Annotated in this window: 12 protein-coding genes; 3 read left to right on the top strand and 9 right to left on the bottom strand. The window is 72.7% G+C overall.

Annotated features, from left to right (window positions below; all coding sequences use genetic code 11):
• Window positions 1-88: 88 nt before the first annotated feature.
• Window positions 89-1,489: a condensation domain-containing protein gene (locus tag GTY84_RS18480; protein ID WP_161227396.1), complete on the top strand. Its 1,401-nt coding sequence runs from the start codon at window positions 89-91 to the stop codon at window positions 1,487-1,489.
• Between the two features lie 46 nt (window positions 1,490-1,535).
• Here GTY84_RS18480 and ccsB read toward each other — a convergent pair whose 3' ends face one another.
• The 7 genes from ccsB to hemL form a co-directional block, all read right to left on the bottom strand.
• Window positions 1,536-2,675: a c-type cytochrome biogenesis protein CcsB gene (gene ccsB, locus GTY84_RS18475; RefSeq protein WP_161227395.1), complete on the bottom strand. Its 1,140-nt coding sequence runs from the start codon at window positions 2,673-2,675 to the stop codon at window positions 1,536-1,538.
• Window positions 2,672-4,456, bottom strand: a complete 1,785-nt coding sequence (locus tag GTY84_RS18470) for a cytochrome c biogenesis protein ResB (protein WP_161227394.1) — start codon at window positions 4,454-4,456, stop codon at window positions 2,672-2,674. Before GTY84_RS18470 ends, ccsB begins: the two co-directional genes overlap by 4 nt.
• 4 nt (window positions 4,457-4,460) lie before the next feature.
• The gene (locus GTY84_RS18465) at window positions 4,461-5,231 is read right to left on the bottom strand and encodes a cytochrome c biogenesis protein CcdA (protein WP_161227393.1); all 771 of its coding nucleotides are present in this window, start codon (window positions 5,229-5,231) and stop codon (window positions 4,461-4,463) included.
• A 1-nt stretch (window position 5,232) separates the two neighbouring features.
• Window positions 5,233-5,913: a TlpA disulfide reductase family protein gene (locus GTY84_RS18460; protein ID WP_161227392.1), complete on the bottom strand. Its 681-nt coding sequence runs from the start codon at window positions 5,911-5,913 to the stop codon at window positions 5,233-5,235.
• A gap of 340 nt (window positions 5,914-6,253) precedes the next feature.
• A complete protein-coding gene (locus GTY84_RS18455) occupies window positions 6,254-7,600 on the bottom strand; it encodes a hypothetical protein (protein WP_202551363.1) in 1,347 nt (448 codons plus the stop codon).
• A gap of 597 nt (window positions 7,601-8,197) precedes the next feature.
• Window positions 8,198-8,893, bottom strand: coding sequence for a histidine phosphatase family protein (locus GTY84_RS18450; RefSeq protein ID WP_161227441.1), 696 nt, complete (start codon window positions 8,891-8,893; stop codon window positions 8,198-8,200).
• A 170-nt stretch (window positions 8,894-9,063) separates the two neighbouring features.
• Window positions 9,064-10,380: a glutamate-1-semialdehyde 2,1-aminomutase gene (hemL, locus tag GTY84_RS18445; RefSeq protein ID WP_161227391.1), complete on the bottom strand. Its 1,317-nt coding sequence runs from the start codon at window positions 10,378-10,380 to the stop codon at window positions 9,064-9,066.
• A gap of 282 nt (window positions 10,381-10,662) precedes the next feature.
• Here hemL and GTY84_RS18440 point away from each other — a divergent pair, with 282 nt between their 5' ends.
• On the top strand, window positions 10,663-11,301 hold the full coding sequence (locus tag GTY84_RS18440) for a hypothetical protein (protein ID WP_161227390.1): 639 nt from the start codon (window positions 10,663-10,665) through the stop codon (window positions 11,299-11,301).
• Window positions 11,302-11,563: 262 nt separating this feature from the next.
• Here the strand turns inward: GTY84_RS18440 and GTY84_RS18435 are convergent, their stop codons facing one another.
• Window positions 11,564-11,785 (bottom strand): hypothetical protein, encoded by a 222-nt coding sequence (locus GTY84_RS18435; protein ID WP_161227389.1) that lies wholly within the window; start codon window positions 11,783-11,785, stop codon window positions 11,564-11,566.
• A 61-nt stretch (window positions 11,786-11,846) separates the two neighbouring features.
• On the bottom strand, window positions 11,847-14,159 hold the full coding sequence (locus GTY84_RS18430) for an N-6 DNA methylase (protein WP_161227388.1): 2,313 nt from the start codon (window positions 14,157-14,159) through the stop codon (window positions 11,847-11,849).
• Window positions 14,160-14,862: 703 nt separating this feature from the next.
• Here GTY84_RS18430 and GTY84_RS18425 point away from each other — a divergent pair.
• A complete protein-coding gene (locus GTY84_RS18425) occupies window positions 14,863-15,756 on the top strand; it encodes a phosphorothioated DNA-binding restriction endonuclease (RefSeq protein ID WP_161227387.1) in 894 nt (297 codons plus the stop codon).
• The last annotated feature ends 317 nt before the right edge of the window (window positions 15,757-16,073 follow it).

The raw sequence follows: 16,073 nt of genomic DNA, 5'->3' as shown, positions 1-16,073 counted from the left end.
CTGAAGTGTTCCCGGACCCGGGGTGTGCCGCGGCCGGAACGGCATTCCCTTGGTCGGGTCTGTGACACCCTGCGAACGGAGACCCCTCGTGCGAATGACCGACATCCAGCGCTGCGAGATCAGGCCCGGCCGCCTCGTCGAATGGACCCTCGGCCCGGGCACCGTGCGGGCCGCGGCGGAACTGCCGGACGACGTCCGGCCACCCGCCTACATCCAGGAGTCGCACATCCGGACCGCCCGTTCCGTGCGCGACGGCGGCCTGTTCGTGCCCACCTGGCTCGGCGCCGCCTTCGACATCCCGGGCCCCGTCGACCTGGACGCCCTCCAGGAGGCGCTGCGCCGCTGGACCGTCCGGCACGAGACGCTGCGCAGCGGCTTCCGCTGGAGCGGCGAACCCAGCACCGGGATGCGCCGGTTCACGCTCGGCCCGGACGCGGTGTCGCTGCACCGCGAGGAGGCGGGGGAGTTCACCGACCCCGTCGTCCTCGCCCGCTACCTCCAGGACCGCTTCGACGGGGTCGCGGACGCCCTGCGCTGGCCCAACCTCATCTACACCGCCGTCCTGCGCGACGACGGCGCCAGCGTGTACATGGCCTTCGACCACAGCAACGTCGACGCCTACTCGATCTACCGCATCCCCGTCGAGATCCACGAGCTGTACGCGGCGGGCGTGGCCGGCACCGAACCGGCGGACCCCCCGGTCGGCAGCTACGTCGACTTCTGCGAGGCGGAGCGGGCCGACGCGGACCGGATCGACGGGGGCCACGGCATCGTCGCCCGCTGGCGGGAGTTCATCGAGCGCTGCGACGGGCGGCTGCCGTCCTTCCCGCTGGACCTCGGGCTGGAGCCCGGCGCGCCGCTGCCCGTCCAGAGGATGCTCCGCGAGCCCCTGGTGGACGCCGCCGACGCCGCCGCCTTCGAGGCGTACTGCCGCACCAGCGGAGGGACCCTGGCCGGGGTGCTGGCCGCCACCGCCGTCGCCGTCCACGAGATCGGCGGCCTCCCGGTGTACCGCACGGTGGTGCCCTTCCACACCAGGGCCCGCTCCGAGTGGTCGGACTCGGTGGGCTGGTACGTCGGCGCCGCCCCCGTCGAGGTCCCGGTCAGCGCGGCCACCGGCTTCCCGGCGGCGCTGCGCACCGTCCACGCCGAACTGCGCGCCAACCGGCGGCTCGCCCGGATGCCCGTCGACCGGGTGCTGCGCCTGCTCGGCACGGACTTCCGCCCCACCTCGCCCGACCTGTACTCGATCGTGTCGTACGTCGACGCGCGCGGCGTGCCCGGCGCCGACCGCTGGACCGAGCTGACGGCCTACGCGCTGCTGCGGGTCTCCTACGGCGACCAGGTGTGCGTCTGGGTCACCCGGCTCCCCGACGGACTGTGGTTCGCCGCCCGGCACCCGGACACCGAGGAGGCCCACAAGAACATGCGGCTGTACCTGGAGCGGCTGCGCGACACCGTGCGCACGGCCGCCCGCGAGCGGGTGTAGCCGGGACCGGCGGCGGCCGTGACCGCCGCCGGACGGCGGTTGCCGGTCAGAACCCCGCGGAGCGCAGGGCGGCGAGGCCCACGTCTGCGTAGGAGTGCTTGCCGGAGACGAAGATGTTCACGCCGTAGTAGTTGAACAGCCAGCAGGCGAAGGCGGCCAGGGCCAGATAGGCGGCCCGGCGGCCCTTCCAGCCCGCGGTGGCGCGGGCGTGCAGGTAGCAGGCGTAGGCTACCCAGGTGATGAAGGACCAGGTCTCCTTGGGGTCCCAGCCCCAGTAGCGGCCCCAGGCGTCGCCCGCCCAGATCGCGCCCGCGATGATCGTGAACGTCCACAGCGGGAAGACCGCGGCGTTGACGCGGTAGGCGAACTTGTCCAGGGAGGCCGCGGAGGGCAGCCGGTCCAGGACGGAGTTGGCGAAGCGGCCGGGCGAGCCGCCGGTGGCGAGTTTGTTCTCGAAGCTGTCCTTGAAGAGGTACAGGATCGTGGAGACCGCGCCGACGTAGAAGACCGCGCCGCAGAGGATCGCCGTCGAGACGTGGATGTACAGCCAGTAGGAGTGCAGGGCCGGGACGAGCTGGTCGCTGGCCGTGTACAGCACGGTGACGGCGAGGCCCAGGTCGAGCAGGACCGTGGTCATCAGCGGCAGGCCGAGCCAGCGGACGTTCTTCTTCAGGGCCAGCAGCACGAGGTACACGCCGACGGCGACCGTCGTGAACGTGATGTTGAACTCGTACATGTTGCCCCAGGGCGCCCGGCGCACCGACAGGGCGCGGGTGAGCACCCCGCCCGCCTCGATGGCGAAGGCCAGCACCGTGAGCGAGATCGCGATCCGCCCGTACAGGTCGCCCTTCTCGGTGCCGCCGTGGGCGCCCGGTCCGTCGGGCACGTCGCGGGAGCCGGCCGCCGCGCGCACGACGACCTTCGGCCGCTCCAGCACGGCGGTGCCGCCGCCCTCGCGCACCGTGACGGACGGGCCGGCCGCCTCCGCCGCCCGCGCCCCGGCGTCGGCGGTGAGCGCGGCGGCGGTGCGGCCGACCTTGCTGCGGCTGCCGAACAGCCACTCGGCGATGTGGGCGAAGAAGGCCAGGGTGTAGACGGCCATCGCGGAGTAGATCAGCGTGTTGCTGACGTTCGCGAGGCGTTCGTTGGTCGCGAGGGCCAACTCGGTTGCGGCGGCGAGGGTCACTGCTCAGCCCCTTCGGCGGATGCGGGGTGCGGGTCGGGGGATTCGGGGGTCTCGTCCGGGGCGGCGGGCTCGGGCCCGTCCCCGGCGGCACCGTCTGCCGGTCCGGCGTCGGGAACGCCGGGCGCCTTCTCGTACAGGAGCGCGGCGAGGTCGCCGAGCTCCTCCGGGACCTTGGCGGACTCGCTGCGGCCGAGCCCGGCCATCTCGACGACGGTGACGCCGTCGGCGCCCCGGACCGCCCGCACCCAGACCCGGCGGCGCTGGATGAACAGGGAGCCGGCGAGCCCCAGGATGGCGGCGACGGAACCGGCGAGCGCCCAGCCGCTGGCGGGCTGCTCGGTGACCTGGAAGTTGGCCCACTCCCGGACACCGTCGAAGGTGACCGTCCCGGCGCCGTCCGGCAGGGTCATGGTCTCGCCCACCGCGAGCCGCTTGGCGAACGGCTTGCCGTCGGCGTCCTTGAACTGCTTCAGCTTGCGGGTGTCGAGCTGGTAGATGCTCTTGGGGATGCCCGCGTCGACGCCCAGGTCGCCGTGGTACGCGTTCAGCGCGAGCCGCGGGTTCACCAGGGCCGGGAACTGGGAGAACATCGTGCCGCTGCCCTCCCCCGCGAAGGTCGGCACGAACACCGCCGAGAAGCCGAGCTGCTCCTTGACGCCCTTGGCGTTCCGGTAGCCGTCGCGGACCATGACGGCGCCCGCGGAGGTGATGTTGGCGTCCTGCGGCAGCAGGGCGGTGGCCTCGCGGTCCATCACCACGTTGCCCCGGCCGTCCCGCACCGTGAGCACCGGCGCGTAGCCGTGGGCGGTGAGGTAGACCTTGGAGCCGTCGATCTCCATCGGCTTGTTGACCTTGATGGTCTTCGCCTTCTCCTCGCCGTAGGCGCCCTCGCTGTAGACCACCTCGGCCTCGAAGGTGCGGGGGGTGCCGCGGTTGGGACCGGACAGCTCGTAGGTGCCGTGGAAGTCCTTCAGGGAGAAGCTGAAGGGGACCAGGTCGTGGTCCCGGTCGAAGAGGTTCCCGGACTTGAAGTCGTCGTACTGGGTGAACGTGTTGGAGAAGCCGTCGCCCTCCAGGATCAGCTTGTTGCCCTCGTACTTGAAGAGCTGGCCCCAGGCGAAGGAGATCAGCATCACGATCAGCGCGACGTGGAAGACGAGGTTGCCGACCTCCCGCAGGTAGCCCTTCTCGGCGGCGACCGCGTCACCGGCGGTGTGGGCGCGGAAGCGGCGCCGGCGCAGCAGCGCGAGGGCGGCCTCCCGGACCTCCTCGGGGGAGGCCGGGGTGCGCCAGGTGGTGTGGGCGGGCAGCCGGGTCAGCCGCCGGGGGGCACCCGGCGGACGGCCCCGGAGCTGGCCGACGAACTGCCAGGTGCGCGGGACGATGCAGCCGATGAGCGAGACGAACAGCAGGATGTAGATCGCGGAGAACCACACCGAGCTGTAGACGTGGAAGAGGCCCAGCCGGTCGTAGACCTGTCCCAGCACCTCGTGGTCGCGGCGGAACTCCGCGACCTTGAAGGCGTCCGAGCCGGACTGCGGGATCAGCGAGCCGGGGATCGCGCCCAGCGACAGCAGCAGGAGCAGCAGCAGCGCCACCCGCATCGAGGTGAGCTGGCGCCAGAACCAGCGCAGCCAGCCGACGGCCCCGAAGGAGGGCGGAGCCGAGGCGCTCTCCTCCGCCGGGGCGGTGGAGAGCGCGGACCCGGCCGCGCCGAGCTCCCGGTCGTCGCCGTCGGTCCGCGGACCCTTGTCCGGCGCCGTTTTCGAAGTACCGCTCATCGGTTCAGATTCCCACGTTGAAGCCGTTGGACCAGACCTGCATCTGCTGCACGATGGTGTCCCACACCCCCGTGATCAGCAGGACGCCGGTCACGATCATCATGACGCCGCCGACCCGCATCACCCAGACGTAGTGCCGCTTGACCCAGCCGAAGGCGCCGAGCGCCTTCCGGAAGGCGACCGCGGCCAGCACGAACGGCAGGCCGAGGCCGAGGCAGTAGGCCACCGTCAGCGCGGCGCCGCGGCCCGCGGTGCCCTGGTCGGCGGAGAGCGCCAGCACGGAGGCGAGGGTGGGGCCGATGCAGGGCGTCCAGCCGATGCCGAACAGCGCGCCCAGGACGGGCGCCCCGGCCAGTCCGCTGACCGGCCTGCGGTGGAAGCGGAACTCGCGCTGGGTGAGCCAGGGCATCAGTCCCATGAAGAAGACGCCCATCAGGACCATCAGCACGCCCAGGACGGTGGTGAGCACGCCCCGGTTGGACTGGAGGGTGTCGCCGAAGTACCCGAACAGCGCGCCGCTGGAGACGAACACCGCGGTGAAGCCGAGGATGAACAGGGAGGCGCCCGCCACCATCCGGCCGCGCCGGGCCTCGCCCAGATCGGTGCCGGCGATCCCGGTCACGTAGGAGAGGTAGCCGGGCACGAGGGGCAGCACGCAGGGGGAGAAGAAGGAGACCAGGCCGCCGAGCAGGGCGATGGGCAGGGCGAGCAGCAGGGCGCCGTTGAGCACCGTGCCGTTGGCGCCGTCCGCGGCGAGCGTGGTGAGGGCGCTCACGTCACTTCTCCGCGTTCGTCTTCTTCGGGGCGTCGTCGAGGTACGGGGCGATCATGGCGCGCAGCTTCTCCTCGCTGAGCGCCTGGAGGGAGCGCGCGGCGACCCTGCCCTCACGGTCGACGACGAGCGTGGAGGGGACGGACTGCGGGTTGAGCGTGCCCTTCTTGAAGCGCAGCATCAGCTTGCCGGTGGGGTCGAAGATGCTCGGGTAGGTGACCCCGTGGTCCTTCTCGAAGGCGCGGGCCGGGCCGACCAGGGGGTCCCGGGTGTTGATGCCGAGGAACTGCACGCCCTGGTCCTTGACGTCCTGGTAGACCTTCTCGAAGTTCTTGGCCTCGGCGCGGCAGGGCGGGCACCAGGAGCCCCAGACGTTGACGACGACGACCTTGCCCTTGTAGTCGGCGACGTCGGCGCGGCCCCCGGTGACGGTCTCGCCGGACAGGTCCGGGACGTCGGCGCGCTCACTCTCCTTGGCGGTGGAGATGCCGTCCGGGCCGGTGATGAACCCGGTCTGGCCGCCTCCGCCGGACACTCCCCCCGAGGTGCACGCGGAGACCAGCAGCACGCACGCGGCGGCCGAGGCGGTCAGGGCGGCGTGTCGGCGGACGCGGGCGGCGGCGCGGCGCGAGCGCCGGGGGGTGGCGCGGTTCGAGAGCAGCGGGACGCGACTGTCGGCACTCATGTGAAAAGTTTCGCATGTCGGTTCCGGGGATCTTGGGCACCCCCCTCACCGGGAGGAACCCGCACATCAGGGGGTGTTCGCCGGGGGTGCCGGGGACATCGGCCGGTGCCGGGGCGGGGTGCGGGGGCTCGGCCCGGCGGCGCGGCTCGGGGGCGCGACTCGGGGGCGCGGCGGGGGCTCGGCTCGGCGGGTGGGGACGGCGGCGCGGCGGCGCTCGGCCGGGCCTCGCCGGGGTCTCGCCGGGGCCTCGGCCGGGGTCTCGCCGGGAAGCCTCGGCGGCCAGGTTCCGGAGGGACTCAAAGGGGGCCGGGGCGCGTCCTGGGCCCGGCGCCGGGGCGCGTCAGGTGGCCTCGCCGGGGGCGTCCGGGGTGCCGTCGCCGTCGCCGGCCCCCGTGCCCGTGCCGTCGCCGGTGTCCGGGGTGCCGAGGAGGGCCTTCCAGCCGCCCGCCGGGGCCTGTCCCACGTCCAGGGTGCGCAGCGCCGCCAGCGTCTCGGGGCGCTGCGCGTCCAGCCAGTCGGTGAACTGACGGAAGGAGACCATCCGGATGTCGCCGCCCTTGTCCCGCTCCCGCGCGATGTGCTTCAGGGCCTCCTCGACGGCGTCCATGTAGATGCCGCCGTTCCACTCCTCGAAGTGGTTGCCGATGAACAACGGCGCCCGGTTCGACTCGTATGCCCGCCGGAAGCCCGATATGTACGCCTCGGTGGCCTGGGTCCGCCAGGCCGGGTGGTTGTGGGCGGGGGCCCGGGTGGTGCTGACGGACTGGTTGGCGAGGATGTTGTAGTCCATCGAGAGCACCTCGAAGGAGCGCCCGGGGAAGGGGATCTGCTGGAGCGGCAGGTCCCAGATCCCGCCCCGCTTCACCGGCCAGGTCTGGCGCCCGCCCGGCGAGGAGGCGTCGTACCGCCAGCCCAGCTCCCGGGCCGTGGGCAGCAGCCGGTCCTGGCCGAGCAGGCACGGGGTGCGTCCGCCGACCAGCTCCTTGTCGTAGTCGAAGGGGAGGGCCGGCTCGTCCCGCCAGCCGGTGTTGGTGCGCCACTCCTTGACGAACGCCTTGGCCTGGTCGATCTCGCTGCGCCACTGGGCCGGGGTCCAGTCGCCGACGCTGCCGCGGCCCGCGCAGAAGTGGCCGTTGAAGTGGGTGCCGATCTCGTGGCCCTCCAGCCACGCCCGGCGCACCCCGGCCAGGGTGTCCTTGATGTGGGCGTCGGTGAGGTAGCCGATGTCCGAGGCGCCGCGCGGGTTGTTCGGCGGGTCGTAGAGGCGCTTCTTCGACTCGGGCAGCAGGTACAGGCCCGAGAGGAAGAAGGTCATGTGGGCGCCGTGCTCCTCGGCGAGGTCCAGGAAGCGCGGGAACAGCCCGTTGCCGACCTCGCCCGCGCCGTCCCACGAGAAGACGACGAACTGCGGCGGCGCCTGGCCCGGCTCCAGCGGCCGGGGCGCGGCCGGCTGGTGCGGCTGCCGCCCGGTGAACGCGGTGGAGCCGTCGCCGATCGGCCGGGCGGTGGGCTCGGGGCTGCCGGACGGGGAGGGACGGCCGCCGGGTTCGCGGGAGCCCCCGGCGGGACCGGCGGGCGTCCGGGAGCCGGAACCGGTGCCGCAGGCCGCGAGCCCGGCGGCGGCAGCGGCCCCGGCACCGATGCCGAGCATCCCCCTGCGGGTGAGTGTGCGGTCGGGAGTGCGCATCGCAGCCTCGTTCGTCGCGTCCTGTGCGGTCACTGGTGCGCGACGGGCGGCTTTCACCGGGGCGAGCGGCGTCCGGTGCGTGCGCCCCGCGGGCCGGCCGGAGGTCCTCGTGCGGGACGTCCCCGGGGTCGGCCGGAGCGGCGGGCGGGCGTGCCGGGCGCCGCGACGGGGCGAAGGCTGCCTGTCGCGGCACTGGGAGAGAGGACACAACGAACGAGCGGGTTCCGCAAATGTGTACGGATTGTGTAACGGGGGGGCGGGCCGCGGAACGGGCGGTGCGGGGCGCGCGGAGACGCCGGTGCACGGAGGGAGCGGGGCTCGGCTGCCGACCGCGCGGGGTGCGGGGCGCGGGGGCGCGGCAAGTACGGGGCCCGGCCTCCCGGGGCGCGGTGTGCGGGAAGTACGGGGCACGGCCTCCCGAGGCGCGGAGCCCGGCCTCCCGGGACGCGGGGCGCTGGACCCGGCCTCCCGGGGGTGGCGCGGGACCCGGCCGCTCGCCGGGCGCGGGGTGACGGCGAAGGGGCGGCCCCGGCGGTGATCACGCACCGCCGGGGCCGCCCCTCGCTCCCGGGTACCGCCGGGTCCGCCCGTGAGGGATCAGGCGCCGAACGCCTTGCCCTGAACGCCCGCCCCCTTCACCGGCCTGGCGCCCGCGCGCAGGTGCGGCGGCACGAGGTCCAGCGCGGGCTCGGTGTAGCCGACGGACACGATCCGGTCGCCCCGGAAGGTGAACGTCGTCAGGGAGGCCAGGGTGCACTGCCGCTTGCGCGGGTCGTGCCACAGCCGCCGCCGCTCGGCGTACGACCGCAGTATCCAGATGGGGAGCTGGTGGCTGACGACGACGGCCTCGTGACCGCGCGCCCGGTCCTTCGCGGTGTGCAGCGCGCCCATCATCCGCACCACCTGGTCGACGTACGGCTCGCCCCAGGACGGCCTGAAGGGGTTGACGACGTGCCTCCAGTTGGCGGGCCTGCGCAGCGCGCCGTCCCCGATGCCGAAGGTCTTGCCCTGGAAGACGTTGCCGGCCTCGATCAGCCGCCCGTCGGTGTCCACGTCCAGCCCGTGCGTCTTGGCGATCGGCGCCGCCGTCTCCTGCGCCCGCTCCAGCGGGGAGGCGACGACATGGGTGATGTCGCGGGAGGCCAGGTGCTCCGCGACCCGCTCGGCCATCCGCCGGCCCAGCTCGGAGAGGTGGTAGCCGGGCAGGCGGCCGTAGAGGACGCCGGTCGGGTTGTCGACCTCGCCGTGCCGCATCACATGGACGACGGTGAGGTCGTCCCCGCGCTCGCTCATCTGGCCGTCCGCTCCCGTGGTCGTCGTGTCGGTGTCCTCGTTGCGCGGCCCGTCGCCGGACCGGCCGGCACCGGGGGTGCCGGTGCCCTCGCGCGTGCCCGCGTCCCCGGGGGTGCCCGCGTCCCCGGGGGTGGCCGTGCCGTCCGGGGTGCCCGTGCCGTCGGGGGCGCTCACGCCGTCGCCTCCGCCGCCGCGCGGGCCGCCGCCGGGAGGGCGTCCGCGACGCGCTGGAGCGCCCGCTCGTCGTGGGCGGTGGAAACGAACCAGGACTCGAAGGAGGACGGCGGCAGATAGACGCCGTTCGACAGCAGCGAGTGGAAGAAGGCGGTGTAGCGGAACGACTCCTGCGCCTTGGCGTCCTCGTAGTTCCGCACCGGGCGGTCGGTGAAGAAGACGGAGAACATGGTGGAGGCGGCCTGGACGGTGTGGGCGACGCCCTCCTTGCCCAGCGCCTCGCCGACCATCGCGCGGATGCTCGCCGAGACGGCCTCGACCCTGGCGTACGCCGCGTCGTCGAGCAGCCGGAGCTGGGCGAGCCCGGCGGCGGTGGCGACCGGGTTCCCGGAGAGGGTGCCCGCCTGGTAGACCGGCCCGGCGGGGGCGAGGTGCTCCATGACGTCCGCCCGCCCGCCGAACGCGGCGGCGGGGAAGCCGCCGCCCATGACCTTGCCGAAGGTCATCAGGTCGGGCACGACGCCCTCGACGCCGTACCACCCGGCGCGGCTGGTGCGGAAGCCGGTCATCACCTCGTCGGAGACGAACAGCGCGCCGTTCGCGGCGCAGGCGTCCTTGAGCCCCTGGTTGTAGCCGGGCAGCGGCGGCACGACGCCCATGTTGCCCGGCGCGGCCTCGGTGATCACGCAGGCGATCTCCCCCGGGTGGGCGGCGAAGGCGGCGTGCACGGCGTCGAGGTCGTTGTACGGCAGCACGATCGTGTCGCTCGCCTGGGCGCCGGTGACACCGGGGGTGTCGGGCAGCGCGAAGGTGGCGACCCCGGACCCGGCGGCGGCGAGCAGCGAGTCGACGTGGCCGTGGTAGCAGCCGGCGAACTTGATCACCTTGGTGCGCCGGGTGAAGCCGCGGGCCAGCCGGATGGCGGACATGGTGGCCTCGGTGCCGCTGGAGACCAGGCGCACCCGCTCCAGCGGGGCGACCCGGGCGGTCATCTCCTCCGCGAGCGCGACCTCGCCCTCCGAGGGCGTGCCGAAGGAGGTGCCGCGCCCGACCGCCTCGCGCACGGCGGCGACCACCTCGGGGTGGGCGTGGCCGAGGATCATCGGTCCCCAGGAGCAGACCAGGTCGACGTACTCGCGCCCGTCGGCGTCGGTCAGGTACGGCCCGCTGCCGGACACCATGAAACGGGGCGTACCGCCCACGGCGCCGAAGGCCCGGACCGGTGAGTTCACGCCACCGGGGGTGACGGCGGCGGCCCGGTCGAACAGCGCCCGCGAGGCCGGTGCTTCGTATGGATATGCCAGTTCGCTCATGACGTGCGACTACTCCGACCTTCTCGTCCTTGTGCGACTTTCGGACTCCGGTTGCCCAGGGTGACCCCGTTCAGGGTAGACAACCGGCCCGGAAGCCGTGCCGTCTGCCAGACTGGGGCACGTCCACGCGGCCCACCGGGCGGCGCGGACGGCCGTCAGCGGCATCCTGCGGACATTTGTCGCACCACACGTTTCGGCGGACGGCCGCGGGGGAGGTCACTGACACGATGATCGGGTCGCGTGGCGGGTCCGTGCGGCCCAGAAAAGCAGTCGGGTGGAGATATGCATCGCGGTGGCGGACTGGGCGAGGGGACCGATGGTCTGGGTCCTCGTCGGGCCCGGCGGGGAAGGCACCGACGCGACGCCGAGGACATGACCGAAGCACGCGAGTCACAGCAGTCGTACGGAGCGCCGGACGACCCGGACCGCCCCGGCCGACGGGTCGGCGGGCGGCTGGGCGCGGGGAGCGGGAATGGTGGTCGGGTGGGGGTGACCTACAAGTACTTCGGCGCGCCCGACGGGGCGACGGCGGCCCGCGTCCCGATCTCGATGCGCCCCGAGGAACTGGGCGGTGACGAGCTGGGCATGGGCGGCATGTTCACGAAGATCAAGCCGGAGACGATGGCGGCGATGGTCCTCACCGGCATCGAGGGCGTGCCCCTGCACCGGGTGCCGCCCCTGGAGCTGGTCGTGCTGCACCCCGACTACGCCGTCGTGAAGCTCCCGATGACGGTCGTGGACCCGCTGCGCGGCGTCGGCGAGGAGGCGGTCGGCGCAGCGGCCTTCATATGGTCCACGGTCCCGGACCGCGGCGGCCCCCGGGACGCGTTCAACGTCTACCGGCTCCTCCACGAGTGGCAGGACTTCAGCCACCGCCTGCACGAGGCGGGACACCAGCCGTACTGCCTGGTCTGGCCCTGACCCGGGGGGTGACGGTGGAGCCCGGATGCCCTGCTCCGGCCATCCGTGAGTGACTGGGGCGGGCCCCCGGACGCCCACGGGACAGTGACGCGCCCCGTGTCTCCCGCTCTCGAGGCGCAGCCGCATTCCGTCGCGCACCCCGTATGCCTCACGACAGAGCCCCAGGCACCGCCTGGGGCTCGTGCATCGCCAGGAGCGTTCAAGGGGGCTGCGCCGGGTTCTCCGACCGGCCCGTTCACCACATGGTCGTCGTTCGGTTCGGTCAGCCCAGTCGTTTGAGTTCGCGGACGGCTGCAGGCAGGGCGAGGCAGAGCGCGAAGGAGCCCGCGAAGCCACCTCCCCCGGCCAGGACGACCTCAGTGGTGGCGACGCCCGACCGGAGCACCAACAAGCTCACGGAGAGGCCGACCACCATGGAGCAGGCGACGTACAGCGCCAGCCAGAGTTTCCACGTACGTCCAGGAGGGGCTGTCGTTTCGGGCATGGGATCAATCCTTTCGAAGGCACGGGCGGGAGGGGGTGGTCGCGCGGGTGAAACGGTGGCGTCACAGCGGCTCGACCGATCCGTGCAACAGGTGCTCGGTCAGTTCAGTCCGCAGGCGGCCCAGTGCGGCGACGTACGAGGCGTGCGCGGCCGTGCGGCGGTCCAGCTCACCGAGGAGTTCCACACTCCGTCTCTGCTGTCCGGGCGGCGGCAAGCGCACCGGGAGGTGGCGCAGGGCCTCGGAACTCAGCGAGGGAGCCGCCGTCGCCGCGGCACGGTGAGCCATCCACTCCCGTGCGTACCGGAGACTCAGATAGGCGTGGAGGTACAGCGGGTCGACCCCGGCATCCGGCTTCACGCGCAGACGCATCACGTTCGAGCTGAGCAGCCATCCGGCCTGGCGGCGCGAGACCAGTGCGGGTTGCTGCTGGGCCCCGGTACGCACGCAGACGATGTCGTCGGGCAGCAACTCGAACTTCGCGAACCGCTCAGCCGTCCGCCAGGGCACGCGGTTCCGCGGCTCATCTGCGATCCTCCCTTCGATGAGATCCTGCGGGAAGACGAGCGGGACACCGGCGTCCGCCGTACGCACCTCGGCCGGAAGCCGGGTGTACGACGGACCGGGCTGGACCTCGCACAGCTCTCGGAGGTCCGTCTCCCGCCAGCCGGCGGGTCCCCGCCCCGGACCGTATCGGTGATCCGCTGCTGCCGACCCCCGCTCCAGGAGGCGGAGCCCACTCTCCTGCTCCGCCTCATCCTCAACTGCCGCGTGAAGCCGGGACCAGTCGGGTGCAAGGCCGTAGCTCCCACCTCGCAAGTGGTGGGCCGGGAGCAGCGAGCACACATCTTCGGCGACGACCTCACGGCTCACGACGACAGCCGACAGGCCCCGGTCGGTGGCGAGTGCCGCATACTCCTCGCCGTCCGGGAGCTGCTTCCCGTCGAGCCATGGCCGGACCAGGGCCGTGATGGCCTCGCGATCCATGTCGCGCAACACCCGCCGACGCCGGACCTTCATACCCGCCTCCTGGGCATCGACGAACAGGATGTCTCCCCTGACCGGTCGCTCCACCCGCCGAATCAGCCACAGGGAGACCGGCACGGGCGTCGCGGAGAACAGGTGGGACGGCAGCGTGATGACGCACTCCACGGCCCCGCAGCAGACAAGGGCACGGCGGATCCTGCGCTCAGCGGTGTTCACGGAGTTGCCCGCCTTCACCGGCATGACCACCACGGCCCGGCCGCCCGGTACCAGGGCGCCGAGGACGTACTGCACCCAGGCCAGGTTGTCGTTCCCTTGCGGTGGTGCTCCGTACGGCCAGTGCCCCGTTCGGCGCCCGGAATCAGGGACGTCACTCATGTTGAAGGGGGGGTTCGTCAGCACCACGTCAGCGCTGTGTTCGCGGTCCGGTGGCCACCGGTCCGACCGCGTGCTGGTCAGTTGCGGCCGCACCCCGAAGTGGAGAAGGTACAGGCTCGCGACCGCTTGCATCCTGCCGTCGAGGGTTTCGCCGTACATGGCATCCGGGCTGCTTCCGATGCGTCGGTACGCGGCCGCCAGCATCTCCCCGCCCCTTGCATAGGGGTCCAGGACCCTGACCTCCTGCCCCGGGGTCAGTACGAGCTCGGCGGCCAGTGAGGCCAGGCCCACCGGGCTGCAGTACTCCGCACTCTGCAGCCCTTCCCTGGCGCTGAACGACTCCCACACGAGTTGGAACGCGCCGGCTCCGGTACCCGCAGCCGTCCGCACCGCCAGGACCAGGTCGTCCCAGCTCCGCGGTTCCAGTTGCAGCAGGCTGCCACGCATGTCGGTGTGATCGCCGTTGCGTCGCAGTGCTTCCTGGGCCATACCACCGAGGGTGCGGAGCAGCGCCGGTACATCCCGGCCCCCCTGACCGGCTGACAGGGCATCCTCGATCCGGCGCCACCGCGCCGGTTCCGCGTGGCGCACGTACATCACGGTGAGGCAGAGGTTCACGTAGTCCGCCATCGGCGCCGGGCCCCGGACCCGGTCAGCGAGACGACCCATCAGCCGGCCGACGATCTTCTCGTCCTCGGACCCGACAGGCCGGGCGCCCTCCGCATCCTCCGGCTCCGCAGCCGGGTGATCGGCACTGGAGCGGAGGAAGCGGTCGGCGTAGGTGGTTCCCACCCGTTCCCCATCGAGCCGCTGGGAGGCAGGAACGGTGCGATTGGCCAGCCAACGCGCCACCTCCGCCTCGCGGAAGAGTTCCGTATCGCCGGAGCGCACCGGGACGGGAAAGTCCCCGTGTCTCCGGGCCCAGTTCGACACGGCTGGGCGCTTCACGCCCGCGCGCTCAGCGATCTGGGCCCGAGTGACCAGACCGGTTCGTTCTCCGTGCGCCAACTGCATGGCTCCTCCGGATGGTTGGGCGGTTGGCTTCCGATGCAGGGACCGTACGGTGTGCAAGACGGATGGACCAAGCGCGCATCCTCGGTGCTCACACATCCGCCATGGCGGATCAGGCGCTGATGTGAGCCCTACAGAGGGGAAGACAGAGGCGAAAGGAGGCTGAACTGAGCCTTTATGCGTTGCTGCGACCCACAGCTCTACCTCGACTCATCGAGAATACGGGTTAACAGATTCATACACCTCACTCGCACATCGACCGTGTCGAGGTCATTGGGCTGCCGCAGACCACGGCGTGTTGTGATGGCGGGAACGACGACGAGGACCGGACAGCCGATTTCGTCCCACTCGTCCGTCAACGTCCTTTGTCAACAACTTCATTGCCGGACTGTCCCGATCGTCGGATACGGTCCGGCGGACATCACGCCAACGTGGGAGGACACGATCCACCATCGATCTCGAGCGAGGGGCAGGAGCCGTCCGCGCACGGCCCCCGTGGCCGGTGATGTGGTTAACCGGCCTCTCGCCATCGGCCCTTCGCGGACGCTCGGCGGACGGCATCGCCGTCTCGCTCATCCGCTTCTCGTCGCGCTGGGTCCGCCCGGTGACGTCCTTCATGCGCTCCGAGCACTTCGGTCTCCGGTAAGTCTCGCGATGTGGCTCTCTCTCGGCCCGGTGCCGGGGCCGGTGGCTACGATCCGGGGGCATGGACTGGTTGGAGCGGGTGGCGGGGCTGCGGCAGTGGAGTCGGAACGGGGTCCGGGCGCCGCACAAGCCCTTGTTGCTGCTGTACGCGCTCGGGCGGTTCCAGGCGGATGCCGACGGGGTGCTGCGGTACAGCGCCGTCGAGGGGGAGCTGCGGGGGCTGCTGGCCGAGTACGGGCCGCCGAACCGGACGACGCCCGCCTATCCCTTCCACCATCTGGTCAGCGACGGGGTGTGGGAGGTGCGCACCGACCGCGGGCCCGGCTCCCCCGGCACCGGTGAGGGCGCGCTCCGCTCCTCGGGTGCCGCCGGGCGGCTCGCGCCGGAGCTGCGCGCGGCACTGCGCCGCGATCCCGGCCTCGGCTCCCGGATGGCCCGGTCCCTGCTCGACCTGCACTTCCCGCCCTCCCTGCACGCCGAGTTGTGCGAGGCCGTCGGGCTGGAGCTGGAACCGGCCGTGCCCGCGCCGCGCGCGGCGGCGCGCGGGCGGCGGGACCCCCGGATGCGGGAACGGGTGCTGACCGCCTACGAGTTCCGGTGCGCCTTCTGCGGCTACGACGGCCGCCTCGGCGCGGTGCCGGTCGGGCTGGAGGCGGCGCATGTGCGCTGGTGGGCGTTCGACGGCCCGGACTCCGTGGAGAACGGGCTGTGCCTGTGCTCACTGCACCACAAGCTGTTCGACAAGGGGGTGCTCGGCGTCGGGGACGGCCACCGCGTCCTCGTCTCCCAGAGCTTCGTCGGTCACGGACCCGCCGCGCGGGCGCAGGTGACGGCGCTCGCCGGGCGGCCCCTCACCGGGCCCCAGCCGGGCGCGCCCGCCGTCGCCGCCGTCCACCGCGACTGGCACGCCCGCCAGGTCTTCCGGGGCGAGCCCCGGCCCGCAGCCACCGGCTGAGCGCCCGGTCGGCACGGGTGCGTGCCGCAGGTGCGCGGCACGGGCGCGCGGCACGGGCGCGCGGCACGGGTGTTGGATTCAACCGGGGCGCCGGGGAGCGGTACGGGCGCTGCCGACGCCGCGCGTGCCGCGGTCCGTCCGCGCGATCGGTCCAGCTGCCGCGATCCGCCGCTCCGGGGGCTGCCGACATCGCGGTCACCGCCGTGCGCTGGGGCCGGCACGGGTGCCGCGGTCCGCCCGTTCGATCAGTCGAGCGTCCCGGGCCGCCGCTCCGGCGGTTCCCCGTGACCCGAGCAGCCCGGGGGTTCCGGGTGACC

It is taken from the genome of Streptomyces sp. SID8352 (assembly GCF_009862265.1).
Taxonomy (GTDB): Bacteria; Actinomycetota; Actinomycetes; order Streptomycetales; family Streptomycetaceae; genus Streptomyces.
The sequence above is the reverse complement of the archived record's forward strand: the minus strand, read 5'-3'. Positions and strand labels throughout refer to the sequence as shown.